The organism is Streptomyces sp. NPDC057010 (genome assembly GCF_042673805.1).
GTDB lineage: Bacteria > Actinomycetota > Actinomycetes > Streptomycetales > Streptomycetaceae > Streptomyces.
Genome location: NZ_JBHUSC010000075.1, coordinates 1 through 25,984 on the forward strand (window position 1 = coordinate 1; position 25,984 = coordinate 25,984).

General features: G+C 72.5%; 25 protein-coding genes, 1 pseudogene and 1 riboswitch. Of the genes and pseudogenes, 14 read left to right on the forward strand and 12 right to left on the reverse strand.

Going from position 1 to position 25,984, the window contains the following annotated elements; all coding sequences use genetic code 11:
• Positions 1 to 304: 304 nt before the first annotated feature.
• The 3 genes from ACFTXQ_RS33965 to ACFTXQ_RS33975 are packed head-to-tail and all read left to right on the forward strand — an operon-like array spanning position 305 to position 3,694.
• Positions 305 to 1,744, forward strand: coding sequence for an aldehyde dehydrogenase family protein (locus ACFTXQ_RS33965; RefSeq protein WP_382648700.1), 1,440 nt, complete (start codon positions 305 to 307; stop codon positions 1,742 to 1,744).
• Between the two features lie 13 nt (positions 1,745 to 1,757).
• Complete coding sequence (locus tag ACFTXQ_RS33970; protein ID WP_382648757.1) at positions 1,758 to 2,207, forward strand: thioredoxin family protein; 450 nt, start codon at positions 1,758 to 1,760, stop codon at positions 2,205 to 2,207.
• A 41-nt stretch (positions 2,208 to 2,248) separates the two neighbouring features.
• Entirely contained in the window at positions 2,249 to 3,694 is a 1,446-nt protein-coding gene (locus ACFTXQ_RS33975; RefSeq protein ID WP_382648703.1) for a dihydrolipoyl dehydrogenase family protein, read from the forward strand.
• Here the strand turns inward: ACFTXQ_RS33975 and ACFTXQ_RS33980 are convergent.
• Positions 3,688 to 4,389, reverse strand: a complete 702-nt coding sequence (locus ACFTXQ_RS33980; protein WP_382648706.1) for an NAD(P)-dependent oxidoreductase — start codon at positions 4,387 to 4,389, stop codon at positions 3,688 to 3,690. The two genes, ACFTXQ_RS33975 and ACFTXQ_RS33980, sit on opposite strands and share 7 nt — an antisense overlap.
• Before the next feature lie 113 nt (positions 4,390 to 4,502).
• Between ACFTXQ_RS33980 and ACFTXQ_RS33985 the strand changes: the two genes are divergently transcribed.
• Positions 4,503 to 5,222, forward strand: coding sequence for a TetR/AcrR family transcriptional regulator (locus tag ACFTXQ_RS33985; RefSeq protein WP_382648709.1), 720 nt, complete (start codon positions 4,503 to 4,505; stop codon positions 5,220 to 5,222).
• A gap of 156 nt (positions 5,223 to 5,378) precedes the next feature.
• On the opposite strand, the pseudogene ACFTXQ_RS33990 reads toward ACFTXQ_RS33985, so the two are convergent.
• From ACFTXQ_RS33990 to metE, 3 genes and pseudogenes are all read right to left on the reverse strand, one after another.
• Positions 5,379 to 5,982, reverse strand: a pseudogene (locus ACFTXQ_RS33990) (sigma-70 family RNA polymerase sigma factor); the annotation flags it as partial.
• A gap of 137 nt (positions 5,983 to 6,119) precedes the next feature.
• Positions 6,120 to 6,869, reverse strand: coding sequence for a hypothetical protein (locus ACFTXQ_RS33995; protein ID WP_382648712.1), 750 nt, complete (start codon positions 6,867 to 6,869; stop codon positions 6,120 to 6,122).
• 172 nt (positions 6,870 to 7,041) lie between these two features.
• A complete protein-coding gene (gene metE / locus ACFTXQ_RS34000) occupies positions 7,042 to 9,360 on the reverse strand; it encodes a 5-methyltetrahydropteroyltriglutamate--homocysteine S-methyltransferase (RefSeq protein WP_382648714.1) in 2,319 nt (772 codons plus the stop codon).
• A gap of 170 nt (positions 9,361 to 9,530) precedes the next feature.
• A riboswitch (cobalamin riboswitch) is annotated at positions 9,531 to 9,760 on the reverse strand.
• 124 nt (positions 9,761 to 9,884) lie between these two features.
• Between metE and ACFTXQ_RS34005 the strand changes: the two genes are divergently transcribed.
• Positions 9,885 to 10,652, forward strand: a complete 768-nt coding sequence (locus tag ACFTXQ_RS34005; RefSeq protein WP_382648717.1) for a metallophosphoesterase — start codon at positions 9,885 to 9,887, stop codon at positions 10,650 to 10,652.
• Positions 10,653 to 10,687: 35 nt separating this feature from the next.
• On the opposite strand, the gene ACFTXQ_RS34010 is transcribed toward ACFTXQ_RS34005, so the two are convergent.
• From ACFTXQ_RS34010 to ACFTXQ_RS34035, 6 genes are all read right to left on the reverse strand, one after another.
• Positions 10,688 to 11,344, reverse strand: coding sequence for a hypothetical protein (locus ACFTXQ_RS34010; protein ID WP_382648720.1), 657 nt, complete (start codon positions 11,342 to 11,344; stop codon positions 10,688 to 10,690).
• The gene (locus ACFTXQ_RS34015; RefSeq protein WP_382648723.1) at positions 11,341 to 11,763 is read right to left on the reverse strand and encodes a DUF6114 domain-containing protein; all 423 of its coding nucleotides are present in this window, start codon (positions 11,761 to 11,763) and stop codon (positions 11,341 to 11,343) included. Before ACFTXQ_RS34015 ends, ACFTXQ_RS34010 begins: the two co-directional genes overlap by 4 nt.
• On the reverse strand, positions 11,754 to 12,356 hold the full coding sequence (locus ACFTXQ_RS34020) for a DUF6230 family protein (protein ID WP_382648725.1): 603 nt from the start codon (positions 12,354 to 12,356) through the stop codon (positions 11,754 to 11,756). Before ACFTXQ_RS34020 ends, ACFTXQ_RS34015 begins: the two co-directional genes overlap by 10 nt.
• Before the next feature lie 161 nt (positions 12,357 to 12,517).
• On the reverse strand, positions 12,518 to 13,273 hold the full coding sequence (locus ACFTXQ_RS34025; protein WP_382648728.1) for a MerR family transcriptional regulator: 756 nt from the start codon (positions 13,271 to 13,273) through the stop codon (positions 12,518 to 12,520).
• 74 nt (positions 13,274 to 13,347) lie between these two features.
• On the reverse strand, positions 13,348 to 14,547 hold the full coding sequence (locus ACFTXQ_RS34030) for a methyltransferase (protein WP_382648760.1): 1,200 nt from the start codon (positions 14,545 to 14,547) through the stop codon (positions 13,348 to 13,350).
• Positions 14,548 to 14,649: 102 nt separating this feature from the next.
• Positions 14,650 to 15,003 carry a tetratricopeptide repeat protein gene (locus ACFTXQ_RS34035; RefSeq protein WP_382648731.1) on the reverse strand — a complete coding sequence of 118 codons (354 nt, stop codon included), beginning with the start codon at positions 15,001 to 15,003 and terminating at the stop codon, positions 14,650 to 14,652.
• A 107-nt stretch (positions 15,004 to 15,110) separates the two neighbouring features.
• Here ACFTXQ_RS34035 and ACFTXQ_RS34040 point away from each other — a divergent pair, with 107 nt between their 5' ends.
• From ACFTXQ_RS34040 to ACFTXQ_RS34070, 7 genes are all read left to right on the forward strand, one after another.
• Positions 15,111 to 16,076: a pirin family protein gene (locus ACFTXQ_RS34040; RefSeq protein ID WP_382648734.1), complete on the forward strand. Its 966-nt coding sequence runs from the start codon at positions 15,111 to 15,113 to the stop codon at positions 16,074 to 16,076.
• A 579-nt stretch (positions 16,077 to 16,655) separates the two neighbouring features.
• Positions 16,656 to 17,192, forward strand: a complete 537-nt coding sequence (locus ACFTXQ_RS34045; RefSeq protein WP_382648736.1) for an EF-hand domain-containing protein — start codon at positions 16,656 to 16,658, stop codon at positions 17,190 to 17,192.
• Between the two features lie 2 nt (positions 17,193 to 17,194).
• Entirely contained in the window at positions 17,195 to 18,328 is a 1,134-nt protein-coding gene (locus ACFTXQ_RS34050) for an isocitrate/isopropylmalate family dehydrogenase (RefSeq protein WP_382648763.1), read from the forward strand.
• An 8-nt stretch (positions 18,329 to 18,336) separates the two neighbouring features.
• Positions 18,337 to 19,005 (forward strand): cysteine hydrolase family protein, encoded by a 669-nt coding sequence (locus ACFTXQ_RS34055; protein WP_382648738.1) that lies wholly within the window; start codon positions 18,337 to 18,339, stop codon positions 19,003 to 19,005.
• A 59-nt stretch (positions 19,006 to 19,064) separates the two neighbouring features.
• Positions 19,065 to 20,021: an SAM-dependent methyltransferase gene (locus tag ACFTXQ_RS34060; protein WP_382648741.1), complete on the forward strand. Its 957-nt coding sequence runs from the start codon at positions 19,065 to 19,067 to the stop codon at positions 20,019 to 20,021.
• Positions 20,022 to 20,105: 84 nt separating this feature from the next.
• Entirely contained in the window at positions 20,106 to 20,402 is a 297-nt protein-coding gene (locus ACFTXQ_RS34065; RefSeq protein ID WP_382648744.1) for a hypothetical protein, read from the forward strand.
• Between the two features lie 248 nt (positions 20,403 to 20,650).
• On the forward strand, positions 20,651 to 21,175 hold the full coding sequence (locus ACFTXQ_RS34070; protein ID WP_382648766.1) for a DM13 domain-containing protein: 525 nt from the start codon (positions 20,651 to 20,653) through the stop codon (positions 21,173 to 21,175).
• Positions 21,176 to 21,263: 88 nt separating this feature from the next.
• Here ACFTXQ_RS34070 and ACFTXQ_RS34075 read toward each other — a convergent pair whose 3' ends face one another.
• Complete coding sequence (locus tag ACFTXQ_RS34075) at positions 21,264 to 22,706, reverse strand: FAD-binding oxidoreductase (RefSeq protein ID WP_382648746.1); 1,443 nt, start codon at positions 22,704 to 22,706, stop codon at positions 21,264 to 21,266.
• Positions 22,707 to 22,834: 128 nt separating this feature from the next.
• Complete coding sequence (locus ACFTXQ_RS34080; RefSeq protein WP_382648749.1) at positions 22,835 to 24,304, reverse strand: glycosyltransferase family 87 protein; 1,470 nt, start codon at positions 24,302 to 24,304, stop codon at positions 22,835 to 22,837.
• Between the two features lie 114 nt (positions 24,305 to 24,418).
• On the opposite strand from ACFTXQ_RS34080, the gene ACFTXQ_RS34085 reads away from it, so the two are divergent.
• A complete protein-coding gene (locus ACFTXQ_RS34085) occupies positions 24,419 to 25,561 on the forward strand; it encodes a molybdopterin-dependent oxidoreductase (RefSeq protein ID WP_382648751.1) in 1,143 nt (380 codons plus the stop codon).
• A complete protein-coding gene (locus tag ACFTXQ_RS34090) occupies positions 25,561 to 25,965 on the forward strand; it encodes a hypothetical protein (RefSeq protein ID WP_382648754.1) in 405 nt (134 codons plus the stop codon). Before ACFTXQ_RS34085 ends, ACFTXQ_RS34090 begins: the two co-directional genes overlap by 1 nt.
• Positions 25,966 to 25,984: the final 19 nt, after the last annotated feature.

Here is a 25,984-nt window from a genome sequence, read left to right on the forward strand (position 1 = left end):
TTGGCGGGGTGGGGTGGGCGGGGGGCCGGGGGCGGGGTGGGGTGTCGTCCGGGACGGGCTTCGATGTTCGGCGCCCTTTCCGGAGTTGCTTCGTCCGGCGGGGGCTCGCGCCGAAATCATCTCGTTTTAGTCCCGGCCGACACCCCACCCCGCCCCCGGCCCCGGCCTCGGCGGCTGGGGGCGATCGTTTCCGGTCATGGTGGGGTGTCAACTGCCCAATAACTGAACAGAAGTGGAGCTGCCGGTCTGGCACGATGGCGCGTGCTGCCGCCCCCCGCCCATCCTCACCCGGAGGCCCCGCGCCATGCCGCTCCTCGACCCGACGCTCTGGCAGGACGGACCCACCCTCACCGGCGGCGCCGCGCCGGTCGTCGAACCCGCCACCGGCCGGACCCTCGCCACCATCGACCTGGCCGCGCCCGCCGACGTCACCGAGGCCGCCGTACGAGCCCGGGCCGCCCAGCGCGACTGGGCGCGCGCCACCCACCTGGAGCGGGCGGCCGTGCTCAGGCGTGCCGGGGACCTGTTCGCCGCGCATGCCGAGGAGCTCGGTGAATGGCTGGTGCGCGAATCCGGGTCGATACCCGGCAAGGCCGCCTTCGAGCTGCACGTCGCCGCGCAGGAGTGCTACGAGGCCGCCGCGCTGGCCTCCCGCCCGACCGGGCAGGTGCTGCCCAGCGAGGCCCCCCGGCTGTCCTTCACCCGGCGCGTGCCGGCCGGGGTGGTCGGGGTCGTGGCCCCGTTCAACGCCCCGCTGATCCTGTCGATCCGCTCGGTCGCGCCCGCGCTGGCGCTCGGCAACGCGGTGCTGCTCAAGCCGGACCGCCGGACCGCCGTCTGCGGCGGCCTCGCCCTCGCCGCGGTCTTCGCCGCCGCGGGCCTGCCCGGCGGGCTCCTGCACGTCCTGCCCGGGGGCGCCGAGACGGGGGCCGCGGTGGTCGCCGATCCTCTGGTACGGGTGGTGTCCTTCACCGGATCCACCGCCACCGGCCGGGTCGTCGGTGAGCTGGCTGGTCGTCACCTTACGCGTGCGCACCTGGAGTTGGGTGGAAACTCGGCCCTCGTCGTGCTCCGCGACGCCGATGTCGAGGCCGCCGTCGCCCAGGCCTCCTGGGGATCCTTCTTCCACCAGGGCCAGATCTGCATGACCGCCGGCCGCCACCTCGTGCACGCCTCGCTGTACGACGAGTACGTGGAGCGGCTCGCCGCCCGGGCCGAGGCCCTGGTGGTGGGGGACCCGTACCGCGAGCAGGTCCACCTGGGCCCGCTGATCGACCGCGGCCAGCTGGAGCGCGTACACGCCCTGGTGGAGGCGAGCGCCGAGCAGGGCGCCAAGCTCGTGGCGGGCGGCACCCACCAGGACCTCTTCTACCGGCCGACCGTGCTGGCGGGAGTCGCCGACGACACCCCCGCCTACGCGGAGGAGGTCTTCGGCCCGGTCGCGCCCGTACGGTCCTTCGCGACGGAGGAGGAGGCGGTGGAGCTGGCTTCGACGGGCCCGTACGGCCTCTCCCTCGGGATCGTGACGCGGGACGCGGGGCGCGGACTGGACCTGGCCGAACGGATCCCGACCGGGATCGCGCACATCAACGACCAGACGGTCAACGACGAGGCCGTCGCCCCCTTCGGCGGGGTCGGCGCCTCCGGCACGGGCGCCCGCTTCGGCGGGGAAGCGAACCTGGACGCGTTCACGGAGCTGCGCTGGACCACCGCCCGCACCGCCCCCGCCGGTCATCCCTTCTGACCCGCGCGGAATGATGCGGGCCGGTCGTTCGTTCAGGGAGCAGACGGCTCAATCAGGAGGTCTGGAAACCGTGGCTACAGTCGAGCTCACCAAGGAAAACTTCGACCAGACGGTCAGCGAGAACCCGTTCGTGCTGATCGACTTCTGGGCGGGCTGGTGCCGGCCGTGCCTGCAGTTCGCCCCGGTCTTCGAGCGGGCCTCGGAAGCCCATCCCGACCTGGTCTTCGCGAAGGTCGACACCGAGGCGCAGCAGGAGCTGGCCGGGGCCTTCCAGATCACCTCGATCCCGACCCTGATGATCGTCCGGGACCAGGTGGCCATCTTCGCGCAGCCCGGCGCCCTGCCGGAGGCGGCGCTGACCGACCTCATCGGCCAGGCCCGGGCCCTCGACATGGACGAGGTCCGCGCCAAGATCGCCGCCGGGCAGCAGGCCGCGGGCGAGTCCGGCACGCCGGAGGCCTGAGTGCGTGACGCGGCCGCGGCCGGGCGGTGACACTGGCCCGTATGACCGAAGCCGTGGAGTACGACGTCGTGGTGCTCGGTGGGGGACCGGCCGGCGAGAACATCGTCGACCGGACCCGCGCCGCCGGGCTGAGCACGGCGCTGGTGGAGAGCGAGCTGGTGGGCGGGGAGTGCTCGTACTGGGCCTGCATCCCGAGCAAGGCGCTCCTGCGCCCCGTGCTGGCGCGGGCCGACGCCCGCAGGGTCCCGGGTCTGTCGGAGGCCGTCCGGGGGCCGCTGGATCCGGCGGCGGTGTTCGCGCACCGCGACTACTGGACCGGCAGCTGGAAGGACGACGGCCAGCTCGACTGGCTCGACTCGATCGGCGCCCACCTGTACCGCGGCCACGGCCGGCTCTACGGGATCCGGAAGGTCGCCGTCACCAGCCCCGAGGGCGAGCACCACGTGCTGTCTGCCCGGCACGCGGTGGTCGTCGCCACCGGCTCCCGGGCCGTGGTCCCCGACCTGCCGGGCATCGCCGGGGCCCGTCCCTGGACCAGCCGGGAGGCGACCTCCGCCCAGGAGGCCCCCGGCAGGCTGCTGATCGTGGGCGGTTCGGTGGTGGCCGCGGAGATGGCCACCGCGTGGCAGGGCCTCGGATCGCAGGTCACCCTCCTCGTACGCGGTTCCCGGCTGCTCCCGCGCATGGAGCCCTTCGCGGGCGAGCTGGTCGCCGACGCGCTGCGCGAGGCCGGCGCGGTGGTCCGTACGGGCGTGACCGTCGAGGCGGTCGTACGGGACGGTTCGACCGGGCCCGTCACCGTCGTGCTGGAGGGCGGCGAGACCGTGGTGGGCGACGAGCTGTTGATGGCGACGGGCCGTTCGCCACGGACCGAGGACATCGGGCTGGACACGGTGGGGCTGGCCCCCGGCGAGTGGATCGGGGTCGACGAGAGCTGCCGGGTGCCCGGACACGACTGGCTGTACGCCGTCGGGGACGTCAACCACCGCGCGCTCCTCACCCATCAGGGCAAGTACCAGGCCCGGATCGCGGGCGCCGCCATCGCCGCCCGCGCGGCGGCCGCCGCCCCGGCGGAGACCGGAGCCGACACCGGGCGCTGGGGCCCGTACGCGGCGACCGCCGACACGCTGGCCCTCCCGCAGGTGGTCTTCACCGACCCGGAGGCGGCGGCTGTCGGCCTCGGCCTGGCCGAGGCCGAACGGGCCGGCCACCGGGTGCGCGCCGTCGACTACGACCTGTCCAAGGTGTCGGGCGCCGGCCTGTACGCGGACGGCTACCGGGGCCGCGCCCGGATGGTCGTCGACCTGGACCGCGAGGTCCTCCTCGGCGCCACCTTCGTGGGCCCGGGCGCCGCCGAACTGCTCCACTCGGCGACCATCGCGGTCGCCGGGGAAGTCCCGATCGACCGCCTGTGGCACGCGGTCCCCGCCTTCCCCACGATCAGCGAGGTCTGGCTGCGCCTGCTGGAGACGTATCGCCGTCAGTAGCCGATGGTGAAGCGGCGTTGGACGAAGCGCGGGAGCTCCGCCTCGTCGACGAGGGCGACGGCGGCGTCCTCCATGGAGATGCGGCTGCGCCCGTCCGCGTCGAGGACCGGCTGGTCGCCGCCGATCCGGAAGCGGCCCGTGCGTTCGCCGGGTGCGATGTCCTCCGCGGGGCTGAAGTAGGTCCACAGCCGGTTGGAGGTGCGCAGGACGTTCAGGGCGTCGCGGTGGCCGCGCACCGCGGCGGAGTACTCCCTGGGCAGGCCGATCGCGTCGAGGGTCTCGTGCACGAGTGCGTCGGAGTCGGCCCGTACGACTCCGGGCGCGATCTCCAGGCTGCCGGCGCCGCCGATGACGATGAGCCGGATCCGCGGATGACTCTCGAGCGCCTTCAGGAGCGCTCGCGCGGCCGTGGCGTACACCGTGGGGTCGGCGATCGAACGCGCCACGGTGTCGGCGATGTCCCTGGCGGCGTTTCCGGGCTGAAAGCCGCTGATCAGCACGTCGAGGCCGGATATGACGGCGGTGATGCTGTCGGGGTCGAGGACATCGACGCTCCGCCAGACGACGTTCTTTCGGTTCTCGTCGATCCGCGTGGCGTCGCGGCTGAATGCCGTGACGTGGTGCCCCCGGTCGAGTGCTTCGGCGACGACGCGACTACCGATGCCGCCCGTGGCCCCGATGACTCCGATGTGCATGGCTCTCCCTGGTTGGTCGTGTGCAGCGCACCGTTCTTCACGGCATGCAGAGACTATACGGCGTAAAGTTGAGATACGCGGGTCAGTATTGTGACGCTGTAGAGTGAGTGGCCATGGGAACCGTGGGGAACACCAAGGGGCGCCGTGAGCGGCTGAGGGCCGAGACGACCGCCGAGATCAAGAAGGTCGCACTGGGGCTGATGGCCTCAGGGGGGCCCGACGCGATCACGCTGCGGGCCATCGCGCGCGAGATGGGCATGACGGCCAACGCCATCTACGGCTACTTCGCCACGCGCGACGACCTGGTCACCACGCTGATCGGCAACGTCTACACCTCGCTGGCCGACACCGTGGACGCCGCCTGGGCCGCCGCCCCCGCCGAGGACCCCGCCGTGCGGATCCAGGCATGGGCCCGCGCCTTCAGGGAGTGGGCGCTGGCCAACCCCGAGGGTTTCCGCCTCATCTACGGCGACCCCGTCCCCGGGTACCTGCCCCCCGAGGGAGGCGCAGCGCCCGAAGCCGCCCACCGCGTCTGCACCGGCATCACCGCACTCGCCGCCGCGGCTTGGCCGCACGCCGAACTCCATTACTCGGACAGTGACTTCGAGTGGTCCGACTTCGACCCGGGTCTGCTGGGCAAGGTCCGGCCGGCCTACCCCGACCTCCCCCCGGCCGGCGTGGCCCTCGCCCTGCGCATCTGGAGCCATCTGCACGGCCTGGTGTCACTGGAGATCTACGGCCATATGCAGGGTCAGACCCTCAGCCCGGAGAAGCTCTTCCGCGAAGAACTCGCCCAGCTCATCCGGTCCTTGGGCATCACGCCGCAGAGCTGACGCCCGCACAGGCAACCGGCGAGGGTGCGAAAGCGGGCGTCGACCCTACTGTGGCCGAGGATCCGTAGCGGCCCCGGGCGGGGGGCTGTTGGGCGCGCGTGGCCGAGGCCGCGTCGGCGTCCGTGCCCGTGACCGCCGCTGCGTCCGTGTCCGTGTCCGTGTCCGTCAGGAGCGCCATGAGCGACGTACGGGCGCGGGCGACGCGGGAGCGGACGGTGCCGACGGGGCAGCCGATCGCCTCGGCCGCCTCGGCGTAGGGCAGGCCCAGGAGCTGGGTGAGGACGAAGGCCTCCCGGCGTTCGGCCGGGATCGTCGCCAGCAGCTCCGCGAGGGCGACGCCGTCCTCGAAGCCGGGGACGCCCTGCGGCTGGGTCTGCTCGGCCGCGGTCTGCCAGTCGTGGCGGTCCGACAGCCGGGGGCGGGCGGCGGAGTGGCGGAGGCTGTCGACGACCGTGCGGCGGGCGATGGAGAGCAGCCAGGTGCGGGCCGAGGAACGGCCCTCGAACCGGTGCAGGGCGCCAAGCGCGCGGAGGAACACGTCCTGGGTGAGGTCGTCGGCCGCCTGGGGGTCGGCGCTCAGGTAGGCCACGTAGCGCCAGACGTCGCGCTGGAGGGCCCGTACGAACCGGTCGGCCTTCGCCGGGTCTCCATCGCGCGCGGCGAGGGCCAGGCGCGTCACCGCCGCGTCGGAATCGGGGGTGTGCCGGGCCGGTGTGCGGCCGGCGGGGGACTGCCGGGTGGGCAGGAGGGCAGGGGTCATCGCCTCAAGGTCCTTACGGTGAAGGGGTGTCCGGCGCGGCACGCCGCAGGCCGGTGATGGGTGTACGGCCTGCCGGAGGGCATGGCCGATGCCCGAGGCGCGGCGCGGAGGCCGGTGCGCGCTCGGGGAGCCGGCTGTCAGAGGACAGCGGTTCCCGTCGGCGGACCCCTTGAGGTGATGGCGTGGACGAGGAGGAGCTGCCGGAGGCCGGCGTTCCGGCGGGCGCGGCGTATCCGGACGTGCGGCCGGTGCGGGACCCGCGGCAGGCCGAACAGCGGGCGCAGCGGCGCCTGGAGCCACCCGGCGAGCGCGCGCAGGATCCGGAAGGCGGCCTGCTCCCCGTACGCGAGCCACAGGCCGGCGAGTACGGCCGCCAGCAGGTGGGCCGCCAGCATGCCGGTCGGTGACATGCCGCCGGGTGACATGTCGGCCGGGCCCATCCCGGAGGGAGACGTGGCCGCCATCCCGTGCAGGGCGTGGTGGGCGTGGGCGTGTGCGCCTGTGTCCGCCATCGAGGGCATCGACGGCATCGCAGGCATGGCCGGCATCGACGTCCGGGGTCCGCCCGCGCAGGCCAGGTACGCGCCCCACCGCCCGGCGAACGAGCCGACGCCCGGCAGGGACGGCTGGGCGGCGGCCTGGACCAGGGAGAAGCCCGCGTGGAGGGCCGCCTGGACGGCCACGGCCGCCGCGGTGACGGTGGGCAGGCCGCGTTCACGCCCGGCCAACCCCCAGGCCGTGGCCGTCGTACAGGCCCCCGCAGCGGCAACGGCCCACCAGGGTAAGGCCGTTGCGGTCATGAGGTGGTGGCCGGTGGCCGCGAGCAGCACGCAGACGGCTGCGAACATCGCAGCCCGGGCGGCTCGGGAACAGGGGCCTGGTGTCATGGCGGGCTCATCCTCGCACCGCGATTCCGGGCGGTGCACCCGGGTGCGCACGATCTGAGCAATTCTTGTACTTCTTCTGTATCCCGCCTGGATCGCGTGCCCCAGGTGCCCCACGTGCCGCGGGGCCCGGCGGCCGGATGCCGCCGGGCCCTCGCTGGTTTCCCGGGACCGGTCAGCCGGAGGTCAGCTCGGAGCGGACCGTGTGGGCCGCCGCGACCAGGTGCTCCAGGGAGGCCCGGGTCTCCGGCCAACCGCGGGTCTTCAGGCCGCAGTCCGGGTTGACCCACAGCCGCTCGGCCGGGATCGCCCGGAGCCCCTTGCGCAGCAGGGCGGCCGCCTCGTCGGCGGAGGGGACGCGCGGCGAGTGGATGTCCCAGACGCCCGGCCCGACCTCGCGCGGGTAGCCCGCGCCCGCGAGTTCGTCCGCCACCTGCATGTGGGAGCGGGCGGCTTCCAGGCTGATGACGTCCGCGTCGAGGTCGTCGATGGCCTGGAGGACGTCGCCGAACTCCGCGTAGCACATGTGGGTGTGGATCTGGGTCTCCGGCCGGACCCCGCTCGTGGTGAGCCGGAACGATTCGGTGGCCCAGGCCAGGTACTCGGCGTGCCCGTCGGCCCGCAGCGGAAGGGTTTCACGCAGGGCGGGCTCGTCCACCTGGATCACCGAAGTCCCCGCGGCCTCCAGGTCGTTCACCTCGTCCCGCAGGGCGAGGGCCACCTTGCGGGCGGTGTCGCCGAGCGGCTGGTCGTCGCGTACGAAGGACCAGGCCAGCATGGTGACCGGGCCGGTCAGCATCCCCTTGACGGGACGGCCCGTCTGCGCCTGGGCGTAGGAGGTCCAGCGGACGGTCATCGGGTCGGGGCGGGAGATGTCGCCGGCGAGGACCGGCGGGCGGACGTAGCGCGTCCCGTACGACTGGACCCAGCCGTGCTGCGTGGCCAGGTAGCCGGTCAGCTGTTCGGCGAAGTACTGGACCATGTCGTTGCGTTCGGGCTCCCCGTGCACGAGCACGTCGATGCCCGCCTTCTCCTGGAAGGCGAGGACCTCGCGGATCTCGGCCTCGATGCGCTCCTCGTAGCCGTCCGTGCCGAGGCGTCCGGCGCGCAGGTCGGCGCGGGCGGTGCGCAACTCCGGGGTTTGCGGGAAGGAGCCGATCGTGGTGGTGGGCAGCGGGGGCAGGCGCAGGTGGGCCCGCTGGGCGGGGGCCCGGTCGGCGTAGGGCTGCGGGCGGCGGGCATCGGCCGCGGTGACCGCGGCGGCGCGGGCCCGTACGGCCGGGTCGTGGGTGAGCGCCGAGCTCGCCCGCGAGGCCAGGTCGGCCCGGTTGGCGGCGAGTTCGGCCGCGATCGCGTCGGTACCGTGGGCCAGGCCGCGGGCCAGCGTGGTGATCTCGGCGCTCTTCTGCCGGGCGAAGGCCAGCCAGCGGCGGACCTGCGGGTCGATGTCGCGTTCGGCGGCGACGTCCAGCGGGACGTGCAGCAGGGAACAGGACGCGGCGACGTCGACGCGGTCGGCGAGGCCCAGCAGCGTGCCCAGGGTGGTGAGGGACTTCGCGTGGTCGTTGATCCAGATGTTGCGGCCGTTGACCACGCCGGCGACCAGGCGCTTGCCGGGCAGGCCGCCCACGGCGGCGAGGTCGGCGAGGTTGCCGGCGGCCCGCTCGGTGAAGTCCAGGGCCAGGCCCTCGACGGGCGCCTTCGCGAGCACCGGCAGGGCGTCGCCCAGCCGGTCGAAGTACGAGGCGACCAGCATCCTGGGCCGGTCGGTGAGCGCGCCGAGCTCCCGGTAGGCGCGGGCCGCGGCGCCCAGGTCGGCCGGGGTCCGGTCCTGGACGAGGGCCGGCTCGTCCAGCTGCACCCACTCGGCGCCGGCCGCCCGCAGGTCGGCGAGGACCTGCGCGTAGACGGGCAGCAGCCGGTCCAGGAGGGTCAGCGGCTGGAAGCCGGGTGCGACGCCGGGGGCCGGCTTGGCCAGCAGGAGGTAGGTGACCGGGCCGACGAGCACGGGCCGCGGGGCCAGCCCGAGGGCGAGGGCCTCGCGCAGCTCCGCGACCTGCTTGGCCGAGTCGGCGGTGAAGGCGGTGTCGGGGCCGAGTTCGGGGACGAGGTAGTGGTAGTTGGTGTCGAACCACTTGGTCATCTCCAGCGGCGCCACGTCCTGGGTGCCGCGGGCCATCGCGAAGTAGCCGTCGAGGGCGTCGGCGGCGACCGCCGCCCGGTGCCGGGCGGGAACGGCGCCGACCATCACGCTGGTGTCCAGCACGTGGTCGTAGTATGAGAAGTCGCCGGTCGGCACCTCGGTGATGCCGGCCCCGGCGAGCTGCCGCCAGTTCGAGCGGCGCAGGTCCCGGGCGGTGCGGTGGAGGGCATCGGCGGTGACGCGGCCCTTCCAGTAGCCCTCGACGGCCTTCTTCAGTTCGCGGTTCTGACCCTGCCGGGGGTAGCCGTACACGGTGGGCCGTGCTGCCGCGGCTGCGGACTTGTCTGTCACGGAACTCTCCTTCGCGAGCCTGTCTCCATGGCCCGGTGAGGGCCGAAGGCGCGAAGGGGTGCCGGAACGGGCGGCCCGCCGGGGTCGCGTACGGCTGGGTACGCGACGGGAGACCCGCCTGAGGTGCACGCCGACCCGCCCACGAGGTCACCGGGAAACCGTGCGCGGTCGTTCGCGCACGGGCAACGGGCAGGTCTTCGGACTCGCGGGCACACCGACCTCTGTTTCGAGAGGCGGCACCTACTGGCCGTCGCTTCCCAGGACCGGTTCCGGTCCCAGTGCGTATGACGGCGGTCGTTCCCGCTCACCGCTGCGGGGCAGTCCCGGATTCCCACCGGGTTCCCTCTTGCGACGCGTCCCGCCTGGCGGACGGGAGCGAACCAGCTGCGTTCACAAGCCTACCCGCTGTACGCGTGGAAACCACGAGCCGATTTCCGGCCCGACCGTCCCAAGCCCCCGGAGCCGGCAGCCCTGTTGACTAGGATGATCACTTCTCTTGATCAGAGACGAAGGAGTCACCGCTCGTGATCGTGATCGCCCACCTCAGCGATGTCCATCTCGACGGCGGCACGCGGGCCGCCGACCGCACCCGCGCCGTCATGGAGTACCTCGACAGCCTGCCGTACGACCTGGACGCCGTCCTGGTCAGCGGTGACATAGCCGACCACGCCACCGCCGCCGAATACGAGGAAGCCGCCAAACTGCTGCGCTCCCGGCACCCGTTGGTCATCTGCCCCGGCAACCACGACGAGCGGGTCGCCTTCCGGCAGGGGCTGCTGGGGGAGGGGCCCGCCGCGGCCGCGGCACCGGTCGACCAGGTGCTGCGCGGGGACGGGTTCGTGCTCGCGGTGTGCGACTCCTCCGTCCCCGGCGAGGACCACGGCCTGCTGGAGGAGTCCACGCTCGGCTGGCTGGACGGCGTACTGGCCGACACGCCGCGGGAGACCCCGGTGCTGGTCGCCTTCCACCACCCGCCGGCTGCGCTGCACACCCCGTACGTGGACGAGATCCGGCAGTTCGGCGAGGAGCGGCTCGCGGCGCTGGCCGAGCGGCACCCGCACCTCAAGGCCTTCCTGTGCGGGCACGCCCACACCGCGGCGGCGACCACCTTCGCCGGGCGCCCGCTGCTGGTCGCGCCGGGCGTGGTCTCCACCCTGCGGCTCCCCTGGGAGGTCCAGACCGCACCCGACCACCACGTCCACCTCGACGAGCCGCCCGCCGTCGCCTTCCACGTGCTGGGCGAGGACGGGCGGCTGACGACCCACTACCGGGTGGTCGTGGCCCGCCCGTAGGCGCGGCCGGCGCGGCGGGCCACTCGTGCGCGGGGTCAGGGGCCCACGGTGATCTGCTGGGCCGGGTCGGTCGTGTCGGCGACGAGGTAGACGGCGTTGAAGGTGGACGAGGTCGCGCTCGTCGGGCAGCCGAACCCGCCGGTGACCTTGACCGGCACGGAGGCGTTGGTGAAGGTCAGGCTCGACGGCGCGCCGTTGGCCCAGGTGCCGCCGACGTTGGCCGCGGCCGTGGGCGCCGCCGTGACGGTACAGGAGGCGAGCCCCGTCGTCTTGACCACCAGCCCGCCGACCGGCACGGTCATGGTCGCGGTGACGGGGGAGCCGTCCTGCATCGACACCGACCAGGCGCCGCTGGTGGTGACCGTGGGGGTCACGCCCGGCATGCTGGAGGTGCAGGAGCTGTACGTCGGCGGCGAGATCGGCGAGGAGACCGGCCCGGCGGCGTTGTGGTTGCCGGGCGCGGCCGGCACCGTGCCGGTGGAGACGGAGACCGTACAGGTCACCGTCACCGACCCGGCCTTGAGGGTGGCCTTCCCGCTGAGGGTGGCCTTGAAGGAGTGCCCGGCCGGGGTGACGGTGGTCGACCCGGCCGCGGGCAACGGCGCGGCGGTGGCGGTGGCGGTGACCGAGGCCACCGACAGGGCTCCGGCGGCGGCCAACCCGAGGGCGAGCGCGGTGCGCGTACGGCTCATGGCTGTGCTCCTTGGGGATCCTGGTGCAGGGTGGGAGGGGGAGTGGGGCTGGGGGAGGAGCCCGGGCGCGGCGTGGCGGCGTACGGCTGCCAGGCGAACATCAGGCCGCCGCCGAGGATCCCGAGCAGGGTGCCGATCAGGAACCCGCCCAGGTTCGACAGGACCAGGGCCGCGGTGGCGATCAGCGTGGTGAGGACACCGGACAGGTTCCGCTGCGGGGGTGAGAACCAGGCGGTGAGCCCGAGCACGATCATGACGATGCCCATCAGCACGGAGGGGATGCCCGCCACCCCCTGCTGGAGCATGACCTTCAGTGGTGCGAGCGGCAGGAGGCAGATCTCCGTCCCGGCGAGGATCGCGAGGAGCCCTCCCCAGAACGGCCGGCTGCGCCGCCACCGCCGCCAGCGGGTCAGAAGCATTCCTTCTTGCCCTTGCTGATGCCCATGGCGAGCCCGGAGAGCTTGAAGGTGCCGGCGTTGGTCGCCCACGCCGTCTGCTGGAGGTTGGTGATGCTGACCCGGTCCGCCTGCTGGGCGAAGAGGTCCTGCATCCCCTGGGCTTCGGCCGGCCCCTTGTCGAGGGTGGAGGCGTCGCGCCCGATCTCGATGTTGGAGAACACGGCGTCGCCGGCGAGCTGCGTCGCGTCGACGAACAGGTTGCTCGCCTCGACCGGGGTCTTCTGACCGGCGGTGAGGTTGAGTGAGATGTCCCCGATCACCGGCAGGGAGGTGACCACGGACTGGCAGAGGCTGTTCAGCTTCGCCTCGCGGATGGCGGTGACCGCCACGGGGATGAGCTCCTCGCGGGCGTTGACGTCGACGCTGCCGTACTGGGCGAAGCCCTCGCCCTCCAGGCTCTTCGCCGACACCTTGAACTGCTGCCCCGACACGGCGAAGGAGGCGGCGAGCGCGCCCTGCGCGAGGGCGATGCCGAGGCCGGCGGTGACGGCGACGGCGGGGACGGTCAGCACCGCGAACCGGCGCCAGCGGACGCGTCCGGCACCGTAGGGCACTGCGGGGGATGCGAGCGGTTTCGGAATCTCGGGTAACTCGGGGGAATCTGCCATGAGATCGTCCCTTATTTCGGCTGTGCACCGTTGTTACCGACGAGTTGAATGTAAGAGTGCCAATGGTGGTTGGCAAGGTTGTGCGAGCGCACCCTTTCGGCCGACTCCTACTGCTCCGTACGCAGCAGTTCGGCGACCTCCGCGTCGACCCGGCGCGCCATCGCCCGCGCGAACTCCGTGGCCACCACCTCGCCGGCCACCGGCCTCAGTGCGGCCACCGCCGCCGTGATGTGCTGGAGCTGCGTGGCCGAAAGCCGCTCCAGCCCTTGCGCACCGATCACATGCCGCCGGAACAGTCCGACGAACCGGTCCGCGAGCGCGGCCGCCTGCGCCTGTACGAAGTCCCCCGCGTCCAGGATCTCGGCGAGCGGCACCCCCTGCCGTACGAGCGTCAGCGTCGCGTCCAGCAGCCTGCGGCTCGGGTGCGTGACCAGGTCCCCGTCGACCGTCACGTACCCCAGCTCCGCCGCCCGCAGGGTGTCCTCGGCGGTGGCCGTCGGGCCGAACAGCTCCCGCAGCTCGGCGCGGGTCATCGTGACCGGCTCCTCCTGCACCCAGTCCCGGGTCATCTCCCGTTCCAGGCCCAGCAGTTGGGACAGGCCGCCGCCGTCCTCCCAGGCCTGCAGGAGCTCGGCGATGCCGTTGACCGTGTAGCCGCGCCCCAGCAGGTCGCTGATCAGGCGCAGCCGGGTCAGGTGGTCGTCGGAGTACCAGGCGATCCGGCCCTCGCGGCGCGGCGGCGGCAGCAGCCCGCGCTCCTGGTAGTAGCGCAGGTTGCGCACCTTGACACCGGCCGCCCGGGCCACGTCCTCGCGGCGGTAGCGCCCGCCACCGCTCACGTCCTCCACCTGACTGCTGCTCACGCGGCCGAGTGTAGGACGTACCGGCAGGTCACAAGGCTGCGTACCGGCAGGTCACAAGGGCCCGCACCGGCAGGTCACACGGGCCGCGGCTGCTCGCGCCGTTTGACCGCCCGCAGCACCACGAACTTCGGCTCGCTCGCGACGACTTCGCTGTTGCCGAACAGCCGGCGCAGGTGGGTGTGGTAGCCCATGTGCCGGTTGGCGACGATCCACAGCTCGCCGCCGGGCCGCAGCACCTTGCGCGACTGCGCGAACATCCGCAGCGCCGTAGCGTCCGTCGTGGCCTGGTGGGAGTGGAACGGCGGATTGCAGAGCACCAGGTCGACGGAGCCGGGATCCAGCATCGCCACCCCGTCGCCGACGAAGAACTCGGCGGTCCGCCGGCCCTCGCGGACGTTCGCCTTGTACGTCTCCCGCGCCGAGGCGACCGCCTGGTAGGACTCGTCCGTGAACACGACCTCGGCGTCGGGGTCGTGCACCTGCACCGCCGTGCCCACGACACCGTTGCCGCAGCCCAGGTCCACGACGCGGGCGCCGTCGGTGTTGGTCGGCAGGCTCTGGAGGAAGAAGCGGGTGCCGACGTCGAGCCGGTCCGCGCAGAAGATCCCGGCGTGGTTGACGACGGTCAGCCCGGCGCCCGAGCCGCCGTCCTCGTCCACCGTGTACGTCAGCGGCCACGGGTCGGCGGCCGTGGGCCGGATGGCACCGGGGGTGCCCGGCGTGCAGAAGATCAGCCGGGCCTTCTTCTCCGCGAGGGAGGTCCTCGTCGGGCCGAGGATCTTCTCGAAGAGCCGCAGCGTGGAGGTGTGGATCTCCTTCACCATGCCGGTGCCGACGACCACGGTGCCCGCGTGCACGTGCGGGGCCAGCCGGTACAGCTGGTCCTCCAGCAGGGCCAGGCTCTTGGGCACGCGCACCAGCAGGACGTCGATCCGCTCGGGCGGCGGGTCCTGCGTGGTCAGCAGCGTCACCGTCGCCTTGGACGTCCCGATGCCGGCCCGGTCCAGATTGGCCGCGGTGGCGGAGCGGGAGAGGGCGGAGTCGGTGATCTGCGTCGGGTGGAAGGCGGCGAGCGCCGTCGTCAGCGCCCCCCAGCGGTCCCCGAGCACGGTGATCCGGCCGGAGGCGGCGGCCAGGTCCACCGGACCGCGCTCCCCGGTACCGGATTCGAGGTGGCGCAGCAGGTACTCGTCGGCGGCGTCCCAGGCGCGGAGCCGGTCGCGCGGGTCCTCGGGGAAGCGGGTGAGCTCGTAGGAGCCGAAAGGCGTGGTCAGGCGGTTCATATGCGACCCAGGCTAACCGAGCCGGAGCCCGGCCCCCGACCGGACGGGCCGGGCCCGCGCCGGCTGGGGCCGATCGGCCCTGCTCCGCGCCCCCTACTCGGGGAAGTCGCCGGCCATCGCGGCGGCCGTGCGCAGGTACGGGCGGGCCTCGTCGGCCCGGCCGAGCCGCTCCAGGGTGCGACCGAGCATCAGCTGCGCGTAGTCCTCCACCGGCCAGCGCTCCAGGATGGCGCGCAGCTCCCGTTCGGCACGGGACAGCTGGGCGGAGTGGTAGTAGGCGCGGGCCAGCAGCAGCCGCGGCGCCAGCTGCTCGGGCACCTCGGCCGCGAGGGGGTCCAGGACGCGGGCGGCCGTCGCGTACTCCTTCGCGTCGAAGAACAGCCGGGCCCGGTCCCAGCGCTCGGCTGCCGTTCCGTGCCCGAGGTAAGCCGTCGGCCCGTTCGTCATGCTGTCTCTTCCTTCCTCCTGGTTCCCCCGCTCGAACAAGCCCGCCCGACGGAACATTCCATACGAGGCGGCCGCCGCCTCAAGGCTCTCGGGACTAGGTTGTCAGCATGAGCAATCTCGATCGCCAGCCCGCTCTCTCCGCCTGCGGCGGCCGCGGCTTCGTCGTGGCCGAACCGGTACGCGAGCTCCTCAGCCCGCGCACGGTCAGGCTCGGGGAGTCCACCGAGGTACGCCGACTCCTGCCGAACCTGGGCCGCCGCATGGTGGGCGCCTGGTGCTTCGTGGACCACTACGGCCCGGACGACATCGCCGACGAGCCGGGCATGCAGGTCGCCCCCCACCCCCACTCCGGGCTCCAGACGGTGAGCTGGCTCCACGAGGGCGAGGTGCTGCACCGCGACAGCGTCGGCAGCCTCGCCACGGTCCGCCCGCGCGAGCTGGGCCTGATGACCTCCGGCCGCGGCATCAGCCACTCCGAGGAGAGCCCGCGCCCGCACGCCCGCTTCCTGCACGGCGCGCAGCTGTGGGTCGCCCTGCCGGACGCCCACCGGGACGTGGAGCCGCACTTCCAGCACCACGCGGAGCTCCCGCACGTCACGGCCCCGGGCCTGACGGCGACGGTCATCCTGGGCACCCTGGACACCGCCACCTCGCCCGGCACGGCCTACACCCCGATCGTCGGCGCCGACCTGGCCCTGGCGGCGGGCACCGAGACCCGCCTCCCCCTCGACCCGGACTTCGAGTACGCGGTCCTGTCGATGTCCGGCGAAGCCCACGTCGACGGCGTCCCGGTCCTGCCCGGCTCGATGCTCTACCTGGGCTGCGGCCGCACCGAGCTCCCCTTGCGCGCGGTCTCCGACGCGGGCTTGATGCTCCTGGGCGGCGAGCCGTTCGAGGAGGAGATCGTCATGTTCTGGAACTGGGTGGCCAGGAGTCATGAAGAGATCGTCCAGGCCCGCGAGGACTGGATGAACGGAACCCGATTCGGCGAGGTCAAGGGCTACGACGGCCCCCCGATCCCGGCACCCGAGATTCCCCCAACTCACCTGAAACCGCGGGGTCGTGTGCGATGACCATGTGCGAGTTCGGGATCGGCGTGGGCGCCTTGCCGCGGTCGGCCGGATCCCGGCTCGCTGAGACGGTCGAGCACGTCGCCTGTGGCCGCTCGCTGCCCGTTCGGGCCGCCGGCCCGGCATGTCCTGGATTCCGGGCTGCTCCGGCCGCGTACGGATGCCAGCGACGGCTGGTGATCACCGCAGAGCCATCCCGCGATCAGGACGGCTGCCTGCCGGAGGCTCGTGACGTCGACCGTCCGGCCCGGGGGCCTTGCGTTCGGATCCGTCCGGCACGGCATCGGTGAGGCTGACTCTGCCAAGGGCAGCGACGTCGTCCGGCTCGCCGACAAGGGACGACGGCCGTCAGCAGGCACCTTTGTGTGACGCTGCGGGCGGGAGGGGGAGCTGTCCACGCTGCCCCGTAGCCCGTTCTCGACGAGTCATCCCGCCTGACGGTGGATTAGCTCGATCGGGTGCAAAGGTCTGGCTGATACCCGTTGGCGCCCTTGGGCGCCGGCTGGGACCGGATACTGGATCAACGGCCGGGCCGTGATCCTCGGCTGCCATCCCTTCCTTCTGACCGAGAGGCGTTCCGTCATGCCCACTTTCGAGGCCACCGACCGCATTGGGCTCGTGTTCTCGCTCTTCGACGTCGACGGCAACGGTGTCATCGAGTCGGCCGACTTCGACCTGATGACGAGTCGGATCGCGGCCGCGCTGCCGCAGGCCGGTGCTGTCGCGAAGGACCGGCTTGCCGCCGCGCTGGGCCGCTACTGGGAGACCCTGGTGGGTGAGCTGGACGCGGACGGCGACGGCCGGATCAGCCCCGAGGAGTTCACGGCCGTGGTGCTCGATCCGCAGCGGTTCCACGCCGTGGTGGACGAGTTCGCCGAGGCTCTGGCAGGGCTCGGCGACCCGGATGGCGACCGGCTGGTCACGCGGCCCGACTTCGTCGCCCTGATGACCGCGATCGGCTTCGAACTCCCCAATATCCAGGCACTGTTCGATGCTCTGGGCCCGGTCGACGGTGACCGTGTCGAGGTGGCGGTCTGGGCCGGGGCGATCCGCGACTACTACCGGCCCGAAAAGGCCGGCATTGCGGGAGACCAGCTGGTCTCGAACGCGGCACGGTGACTGTGATCGGCCACCAGATCGGTGCCGGCGCCCTCGGCGCCGGTGCCCCGGCCGCGCCCGTGATCGGGCTCGCGGCCGGCCGGGGCACCGGCCCGGAGCTCGCCGTCGTCTTCGAGCGGGTGTTGGCAGCGCTCACCGCCGACCACCCGACCGGGGTGCGGATCCTGCGCCCCGACCGCCTCTACCACTCGTACGTCTCGCTGCGTGCCGAGGGTGATCCGGCCCGTGTCCAGAGGCTGACCGCGCAGGACGCCGACCACTACGAGGACTTCTGCCGGACCCTGGCCGCCCGGGGTGCCACGGCGCTGTTCCGCACCGCGATCAACGCCCAGTCGCTCTACCTGGTGCGCCAACGCCTGCGCGCCGTCAAGGTGGACCTGCTCCGGGCCGACGGATCCTCCCTGCTGCTGGTGCGTGACCAGGCCCAAGGCTTCTATACGGGGGAGAACCAGCACGCCCCGGGCCGTCTCACCCGCACCTTGACGTTCAGTCGGGAAGTCACCGAGGCGGTCATCGAGTACGCGGTGCGACGGGCCCGGCTGGAGTGGCCGGACGGGCGGATCGACCGCGTTGTCATGGCCTACAAGTTCCATCTGCTGGACGGCGCGTTCGACCATTGGGTGGCCGGCATCGCCGACCGACTCGGCCTGCGGATCGAGGTGTTCCAGCCCGACACGGTCAACCGGAACCTGATTGCCCACGGCTTGCCCGAGCGCACTTTGCTCATCGCAGGCAACGAGTGGGCCGACATCATGCACGTCGTCCTGCTGGACCGCTTCGGCTCCGAACGGCAGGAGAACCGTTGCACCGAGAACGTCTGCCTGGGCCTCGGCAACGCGGGACTGGTCGAATACCAGACCGTGCACGGCTCCGCCGATGATCTGGCGGGCCGTGATCTGGTCAACCCGGTGGCCACGATCCGCGCGGCCGCACGGGTCGCCGAGCGGCATGCGGGCGTTTCCGGCGCCGTCGGAGCAGTTGAGGCCGCCCTCACCGAGCTGGCGCGCCTCGGGGTGGGAACCCCGGACCTCGGCGGCGAGCACTCCACCACCGCCGTAGCCGAAGCACTGGTCGACCTGCTGCGCACGCCCCAGGCGGTCGGCCCGGCTCACGCCGCATCGGCCGACCGTTCATGAGCGGCGCCATGGCGGCAGCCTCGGATCCGGATCCGATCGCGGCCACCGGGACCGCCACCGCGTTGGTCGTGGTGGACCTGCAAAACGACTTCTGTGCCGGCCCGGTCGCCACCGCCCGCTTCGCAGGGGATCCCGCCGTCTTGGAGCGTGTGGCCGAGGGCAGCCTGCAGGCGGTGGCCGAGGCGCGACGGCGGGGCGTGGAGCTGCTGTTCGTCCGCTTCGTCGGTGATCCCGCCCATCAAGGGCCCGCCTGGCGCTCGCGCGATCAGCGCCGGGGCAGGCCGCCCAAGTGTCTGGAGGGGAGCTGGGGCGCGGAGTTCCACCGGGTCTCCCCAGCCCCGGGCGAGCGGGTCTTCACCAAGCGGGCTTGCTTCGACGCCTTTCTCGCCGAGGGCTTCGAGCAGCACCTCATGGCCCGGGGTATCGGCCACCTGATCCTGGCGGGCCTGTTCGCCGACGTGTGCGTGGACTCCACGGCACGCACCGCCTTCCAGAAGGGCCACCACATCACCGTCCTCGCGGACTGCACCACCTCGCTCCACTTGCCCTACGAAGAGGTGCTGGGCTTCGCCCGCACCCTGTACGGAGCCCGGACCCTGACTCGGGACGATCCCGCGGCCTGGACGTCGCCCGAACAGCCGCGGAAGGAGCGGGCGTGCCCGGCGTCCGGAGGCTGACCATCCCAGCGGAAGCCCGGTCAGGGGGTGCTCGTGCGGACGGCGGTGCCCCGGGCGGGGTGACCGTCGGCGTGGGCCGCACCGCACTGCTCGTCGCGGCGGCCCGCGCCATCGAGACCCACCGGCCGGACGCCCTGGCACACGACCCGCTGGCCGAGCACTTCGTCCGCGCAGCCCCCGTCTCGGCGCGCTGGCCGGTCCACCCCGACGGGGTGCCCGACGGCGAGGCCGATCCGCTCTGGGGCCGGCTCGGCCGCTACTTCGGCCTGCGGACAAGGGTATTGGACGACCACCTGCTTCGGTCCGCACGGGCGGGTGTGCGTCAGGTGGTGCTGTTGGGCGCGGGCCTCGACGCGCGGGCCTTCCGGCTCGACTGGCCGGCGGGCTGCACGGTCCACGAGATCGATACCGAAGGGGTGCTGACGTTCAAGCAGGAGGTCCTGGATCGCACATGCGCACGGCCCGCGGCGGCGCGCCGGACAATCCCGGCCGACCTGCGGGGGGACTGGGTCGGCGCCCTCATCCGCGCGGGCTTTGAACGGACGGTACCGACCGCCTGGCTCGCCGAGGGCCTGCTGCTCTACCTCCCGGCCGATGCCGAGCAGCGGCTCATGGCCTGCGTTCACGCACTGAGCGCTCCCGGCAGCACGCTGGCGTACGAGCTGAAGGAAGTCGTCGCCGAATCCGCGGCGGTTCGGAACGCCCCGGTCTACCTCGCTGCCCGGCAGCGGCTCGGCATCGACTTGCCGGCGCTGTTCGCCACAGGCCGCAGGCCGGACACGGCTGCCGAACTCGCGGCCCGCGGCTGGACGGTGGCGGTGCACACCCCGTACGAATTCACTGTGCTGCACGGCCGAGGCCCGCTACCCGAGCCGGACGACGCGCTGGCTGCCAACCGCTGGGTCTTGGCCGAGAGAGCCCGCCCCACCCCGCTCCCGGCCGGGCGCGCGTCGGTCAGCTGTGCTCCTGGCCGCATCGCCGGCCGCGAGCCGCCCCTCCGACTCGCGGCCCAATGAACCGGAACTTCCGGCCGCTTGTATTACGATCCGCCGCTAGCGTCTCTCGATCGACCTTTGCTCACCCAATCGATAGGAAACCTGATGATCGGCGTGCTCGTGACTTTCACGCAGACCGACAAGTTCGATCGTTCATCTCTCGCAAAGATCGCCGGCGAACTCCGAACGCCGTTCGAAGGCATGGCCGGCCTTCGCTTCAAGAGCTTCATGCTCGACGAAGACGGCGTTCACGCAAAGAACTTCTACGTTTGGGATGACGAGGAGAAAGCTCGCTCCTTCTTCACGGAGGAGCTGGTCGGCAAGGTGACGGGGATTTACGGCGCCCCGCCCAAAATCGAATACCTCGATATCGTCGGGTTCGTCGACAACTCTGGCACCTGATTCCTTCGGAGGCTGTCGCACAACCTGCGCCTGGTTCGTGATCGACCCGCATGTGACCGCCCGGCGCGTGGGGAGCGCGGCCTGGTCCTCGGGGGATGCGGCGTTGCAACGCGTAAGGGAATCGTCATCCGCCGACGCTGGAGGCCGGGACGGGAGCCGGGGTTGAATCGTCCTGGAGCGCAGTAACCGGACGGAAGGTCGGCGTGGTGGCACGGAACGGGAAGCGGCGGACGGTCGTGCTCGGCGCGATGCTTGTGGCAGTGGTGCTGATGGGCGTGGGCCTGTACTGGTTCCAGCCCTGGAAGCTGTGGACGGACGAGACGGTCAACGAGGCGCTCCCGAGCGCGGCGGCCCGACCGCAGGCGCCGACCGCTTCGCCCCAACCCGGCTCGACCGGTGCCCCGTCCGCACCGGACGGCCCCCGCACCATCGCTCAGGGCGGGCTCATCAGCCACGAACACACCACCACCGGCACGGCGAAGATCGTGCAACTGCCCGACGGGTCGTGGGCGCTCCGCCTAGAGAACCTGGACACCAGCAACGGTCCGGACCTGCGGGTCTGGCTGACCGATGCCCCGGTGAAGGAGGGGGTGGCGGGATGGCGCGTGTTCGACGACGGGAAGCACGTCAGCCTGGGCAGGCTCAAGGGCAACAAGGGGGACCAGAACTACCCGATCCCCGCCGAAGTGCAGCTTGCGGAGTACACGAGCGTGACCATCTGGTGCGACCGCTTCGACGTCTCCTTCGGTGCGGCGGAGCTCGGCCGGGTCTGACCCGCGTCCGCCGGGCGAGGTGATGACGGTCGCGGCCGACGTCGGGCCCCGGCGGCAAACCGTTGGGGGCCTTGTACCTGTCGGCGCGTCAGGCGAGTGACGGCACGATGTTGGCGTTGCGGTGGAAGACGTTCTCCGGGTCGTACTTGGCCTTGATCTGCGCCAGCCGCTGGTACTTTTCCGGCCCGTAGGCCGCCCGGACGCGATCCTGCTCGATCTCGGCCATGAAGTTGACGTAGCCACCAGGGCCGACCGCGGACGGCAGCAGCTCGGTCCACAGTCCCCTGACCCAGGCGGTGTCCGCCACGAGCTCCTCCGGGTCGAAGGTGAGGGCGGTGAGGGCCAGCATGTAACCGGGGTCGCGCGTGCCCCCGTAGGCCGTGGCATCCTCGTCGACCTCGGCGAAGGCACCGTCCAGTCGGAAGGCCGGGCAGAAGGTCAGCGGCGAGGTCTTGCGCAGCAGGTAGTCGTTCAGCAGCGCGATCACGTCGTCGTTGAGCTCCGCGAGGGGCAGCCCCTTCTCGTAATCGAGAATCCCGTACGGCGAGGAGTCGTCCAGCATGCTCTGCAGGTGGGTGTAGGGCAGCGGGGTCCGCATCTCGAAGAGCCTCGGCGGACCGCCGTCCAACAGGGTGGCTGCGGCGGCGTGCTCCTCCGCGCCCGCGAAGCCCGCGATGATCAGCGCGTGGCCGAGCTTGCCGTGGTGCTCGGGCGGCACGAAGGGTTCCGGCGGAGCGCTCAGCCCGATGCCGATCAACGCGCTGTGCCGCGGCGGAAGCGCCGGCAGCACCTCGCGTACCAGTTCCAACGCCTCGCGGCCCACCGACATGTCCCAGAAGAAGACACCTACGTGCACCTCGGGCCCCACCGGGTGCAGCCCGAAGTCGAAGGCCGTGACCACCCCGAAGTTGCCGCCGCCTCCGCGCAGCGCCCAGAACAGATCAGGGTTCTCGTCCGCCGACGCGTGCACCAGAGTGCCGTTGGCCAGCACCACCTCGGCGCCCAGCAGATTGTCGACGGTCAGTCCGTGCCGGCGGGTGAGCCAGCCCATACCACCGCCCAGGGTCAGGCCTCCGACACCCGTATGGCTGATGGTGCCGGACGGCACAGCGAGGCCGTGGGCCTGAGTGGCGGCGTCGAGCTCGGCCAGGGTGGCTCCGCCGCCACAGCGTGCGGTACGCGCCCCGGGGTCGACCTCGACCCGCCGCATCGCCGTCAGGTCGACGACCAGGCCGTCGGGGCAGACGGCGGCTCCGGCCGGGTTGTGACCACCGCCGCGCACCGAGACCTCCACGTGCTCGTCACGGGCGAAGGCCAGCGCGGCGGCGACGTCCTCGGGTCCCAGACAGCGGACGAGCAGGGCGGGACGGTGGTCGATGGCCCCGTTCGCGACGGCGCGGGCGGCGTCGTACCCCGGATGCTCCGTCCCCAGGACGTCTCCCCTGACACGGTCACTGAGCGCTCTGACGGCCTGATCGGCGAGTTGCGCCATGGCGGCCTCCGCGAAACCGGCGAGGCTTACCCTTGCCACGCTAGTCCCCAGCGCACAGGCCGACAATTCGAGGAGGCGGCAGGAGCCGGCTCTTCGGCCTCAGGCCCGAAGGGCGGTCGGCGCATGCCGTCTCCGAGTCAACCTCGTAGCACACCTTGACGCTCGAGTCACCGAGAGCCGTATCGGCGAAGTCCTGGACGTCTGCTACGGATTTCGTCTCCCGGAGGCATGTCACGACGCGACCCCGGCGCCGGGACCCGCCGTCGGAGGCAGGCCATGGTGAGGACGAGGGCGGCTGTGGTGCCGTACGCGAGGGTGCCGAGCGTCGGCCGGTAGCCGAAGGCCGGGCCGAGGACGTAGACGGCGGCGCCCGCGAGTGCGATGCCCAGCCATTCCCAGCGTCCGTCGAGGGCGACGAGTGCGATCAGGAGCAGCGCGTACCACGAGTAGCCGGGGGTCAGGAGGACGAACGCCCAGCCGGTGACGAGGAGGGCGCCGCTCCAGGGGCGCCGCGGGTCCCCGCGCCACATCACGTACAGGGACACGGCGGCGATGATGGCGACCAGTGCGGGGAGCGCCCAGGAGTCGGGCAGGACCAGGCGCAGGAGCGAGTAGCGGGACCCGGCCGAGGCGTCCTCGTAGCCCTCCTCCTGTACGTAGCCGCCGAGGTAGCCGAAGACCGAGTCGTGCGAGACGAGGACGTAGGGGAGGTAGGAGAGTACGACGAAGGCCGCGGCGGGCAGCAGTACGGCGGCCGCGTCACGGATGCGCCGGACGCCGGACAGGGCGCCGGGGAGGACGACGGCGGGCATCAGCTTCGTGGCGATGGCGGCGCCGATCAGCACGCCGCCCGCCGCACGCCGGGTCAGGGCGCGCGAGGCGACGAGGCCGAGTCCGGCGACTGCGAGGAGCACGCCCAGGACGTCGATGTGGGCGTTGTTGACCGCCTCGATGGGGACGGCCGGGCACCAGGCCCAGTACGCGGCCTTGCGCAGGTCGTCGCCGCGCCGGCGCAGGATCAGCAGGAGAACGCCCGTGACGCCGAGGGAGATCAGGGCGGCACCGGTCTGGAGCGGCCCCAGTCGGGCACCGTCGGGGGCGAGCCGGTCGACGGCGAGGAAGTAGGCCTCGGCCACGGGCGGGTAGATCGTGTGGACGGCGGGCCTGTTGATGCGGGTGCAGTGGCGGGCGCCGTCGGCCGGCGGGATCGGTGCGAGGTCCGGGCCCGTACAGGCGGCGCCCGTGGGGAAGAGCCACGGGTCGCGCAGCCGGGAGAGCGCCGGGTCCTGCGGGGCGTGGTCGTAGGGGGAGATGCCGGCGGACTGGACGCGGCCGTCCCAGGCGTAGCGGTACGAGTCCGTGCTCGTCCGCGGCGGACCCACCAGCCCGGTCACCGTGACGGCGACGGCCCCCGCCACGATCAACCGTGCGACCTGGCGACCGGGGACGCGGCGCAGCGCCAGCAGGGCCACGGCGAAGAGCACCCAGCAGGCCGCGTACCACCGGAACAGGCCGACGGGGTCGCTGAAGTAGCCCCCGTACCGGAGGGTGAAGACGAGGGCCGTCGTGAGTGCGGCGAGGGTCAGGGCAGTGACGGGGAGCCCGGCGCGGGGCGTGCGGGCAGTGTGGGGTTTCACCTGCGGAAGCGTCCCAGCAATCGGCTGTCCGCCGGTGGGCGGCGCCCTGGCCGTCCGCGTTTCGTAAGGTGTTCCGGCCCCCTGCGCAGGGCTCGCCGGGGGTGTGATGGGGGCATGCCTTTCACCCTGCCTCCGGGGCCGCCCGTGACGTTCAAGGCGCGCCTGCACGATGCCCGTACCGCTACCGCGATCGGCCGCTGGCTGGGCCTGGCCGTGCTCGTCTGCTTCGCGACCGGTCTGGTGAGCCACTACCTCCAGCACCCGCCGGGTTGGCTGGCCGACCGGCTGCCGAGCCGCCCGTACTGGGGCTACCGGCTCACCCAGGGGCTGCACGTGGCGTCCGGGATCGCCGCGATCCCGCTGCTGACGGCGAAACTGTGGGCGGTGTACCCGCGGTTGTTCGCCTGGCCCCCGGTGCGGTCGGCGCTCCACGCGCTGGAGCGGATCTCGGTGGCCGTCCTCGTCGCCGCCGGACTGTTCGAGCTGTTCACCGGGCTGCTGAACACCTTCCAGTGGTACCCGTGGCCGTTCGGCTTCGTTCCCGTGCACTACGCGGTCGCCTGGCTCCTGCTGGGCTCGCTGCTCCTGCACGTCGCCGTGCAGTGGCCGACGATCCGGGACCACTTCACGATCCGTTCCCCCGGAACCCTGGCCCTGCCCGAGGCCGACGGACCGGACCGCCGCCAACTCCTCCTCGGCGTCACGGCCGCGGTCGGAGCGGTGACGCTCACGACGGTGGGACAGTCCGTGACCGCGCTCGGCCCGCTGGAGCTGTTCGGCCCGCGCAGCCCCGCCCACGGTGTCCAAGGGCTGCCCGTGAACCGTACGGCCGCCGCGGCGCGAGTCACCGAGGCCTTGCTGGCCGACTGGCGGCTGACCGTGGCCGGACCGCGTCCCTTCACCCTCACGCTGGACGAGCTGCGCGCCATGCCGCAGCACGAGGTCATCCTGCCCCTCGCGTGCGTCGAGGGGTGGAGCAAGTCCGCGCACTGGACCGGAGTACGGGTGCGCGACCTGCTGGAGCGTGCGGGAGGCGGCCCGGGAGCGCGGGTTCGAGTGGTGTCCCTGGAAGCCGTGGGGGCCTACCGGGTGATGGAGATGGGACGGCTCTACGCGCAGGACCCGCTCACCCTTCTGGCACTGCGACTGAACGGCGAGGAGCTGTCCCTGGATCACGGCCATCCGGCGCGGATCATCGCCCCGAACCGCCCCGGTGTCCTGCAGACCAAGTGGGTCGGCCGACTGGAGGTCCTGTGATGGGTTTCCGATACGCGGTGGGCGGATTCGGGCTGGTGCTCGCGGGCTGGGGCGGGTGGCTGCTGTTGCAGCAGCCCGAGCCGTGGCGGATCGCCGTCTGGCTCGCGGGAGCGGTCGTGGTGCACGACGGGTTGATCGCGCCCCTCGTGATCGCGATCGCGGCCCTCACCGCCGCGGCGGGCTTGCGCCTGCGCGGCGTACTTCGCGGGGCCCTGATCGTCGCGGGTTCCCTGACCGCGATCGCCCTCCCTCCGCTGCTGCGGCCCGGCGCCGTGGCCAACCCCACCGTCCTGCCGCTCGACTACGTACGCAACTGGCTGCTCGCGATGGCGGCCCTCGCACTGCTCACCGTCCTCTGCGCCGGTGTCCGCGCCGCGCTGCGCAGGGCGGGCCGGAGAGCCTGACCGGGGCGCCGTGCGAAGG

Bases quoted from the DNA above. Each gene is read 5' to 3' on its own strand.
- ACFTXQ_RS33965 (WP_382648700.1), top strand. From the start codon at position 305: ATGCCGCTCCTCGACCCGACGCTCTGGCAGGACGGACCCACCCTCACC.
- ACFTXQ_RS33970 (WP_382648757.1), top strand. From the start codon at position 1,758: ATGCGGGCCGGTCGTTCGTTCAGGGAGCAGACGGCTCAATCAGGAGGT.
- ACFTXQ_RS33975 (WP_382648703.1), top strand. From the start codon at position 2,249: ATGACCGAAGCCGTGGAGTACGACGTCGTGGTGCTCGGTGGGGGACCG.
- ACFTXQ_RS33980 (WP_382648706.1), bottom strand. From the start codon at position 4,389: ATGCACATCGGAGTCATCGGGGCCACGGGCGGCATCGGTAGTCGCGTC.
- ACFTXQ_RS33985 (WP_382648709.1), top strand. From the start codon at position 4,503: ATGGGAACCGTGGGGAACACCAAGGGGCGCCGTGAGCGGCTGAGGGCC.
- ACFTXQ_RS33995 (WP_382648712.1), bottom strand. From the start codon at position 6,869: ATGACACCAGGCCCCTGTTCCCGAGCCGCCCGGGCTGCGATGTTCGCA.
- ACFTXQ_RS34010 (WP_382648720.1), bottom strand. From the start codon at position 11,344: ATGAGCCGTACGCGCACCGCGCTCGCCCTCGGGTTGGCCGCCGCCGGA.
- ACFTXQ_RS34015 (WP_382648723.1), bottom strand. From the start codon at position 11,763: ATGCTTCTGACCCGCTGGCGGCGGTGGCGGCGCAGCCGGCCGTTCTGG.
- ACFTXQ_RS34035 (WP_382648731.1), bottom strand. From the start codon at position 15,003: ATGACGAACGGGCCGACGGCTTACCTCGGGCACGGAACGGCAGCCGAG.
- ACFTXQ_RS34040 (WP_382648734.1), top strand. From the start codon at position 15,111: ATGAGCAATCTCGATCGCCAGCCCGCTCTCTCCGCCTGCGGCGGCCGC.
- ACFTXQ_RS34045 (WP_382648736.1), top strand. From the start codon at position 16,656: ATGCCCACTTTCGAGGCCACCGACCGCATTGGGCTCGTGTTCTCGCTC.
- ACFTXQ_RS34055 (WP_382648738.1), top strand. From the start codon at position 18,337: ATGGCGGCAGCCTCGGATCCGGATCCGATCGCGGCCACCGGGACCGCC.
- ACFTXQ_RS34065 (WP_382648744.1), top strand. From the start codon at position 20,106: ATGATCGGCGTGCTCGTGACTTTCACGCAGACCGACAAGTTCGATCGT.
- ACFTXQ_RS34070 (WP_382648766.1), top strand. From the start codon at position 20,651: ATGCTTGTGGCAGTGGTGCTGATGGGCGTGGGCCTGTACTGGTTCCAG.
- ACFTXQ_RS34085 (WP_382648751.1), top strand. From the start codon at position 24,419: ATGCCTTTCACCCTGCCTCCGGGGCCGCCCGTGACGTTCAAGGCGCGC.
- ACFTXQ_RS34090 (WP_382648754.1), top strand. From the start codon at position 25,561: ATGGGTTTCCGATACGCGGTGGGCGGATTCGGGCTGGTGCTCGCGGGC.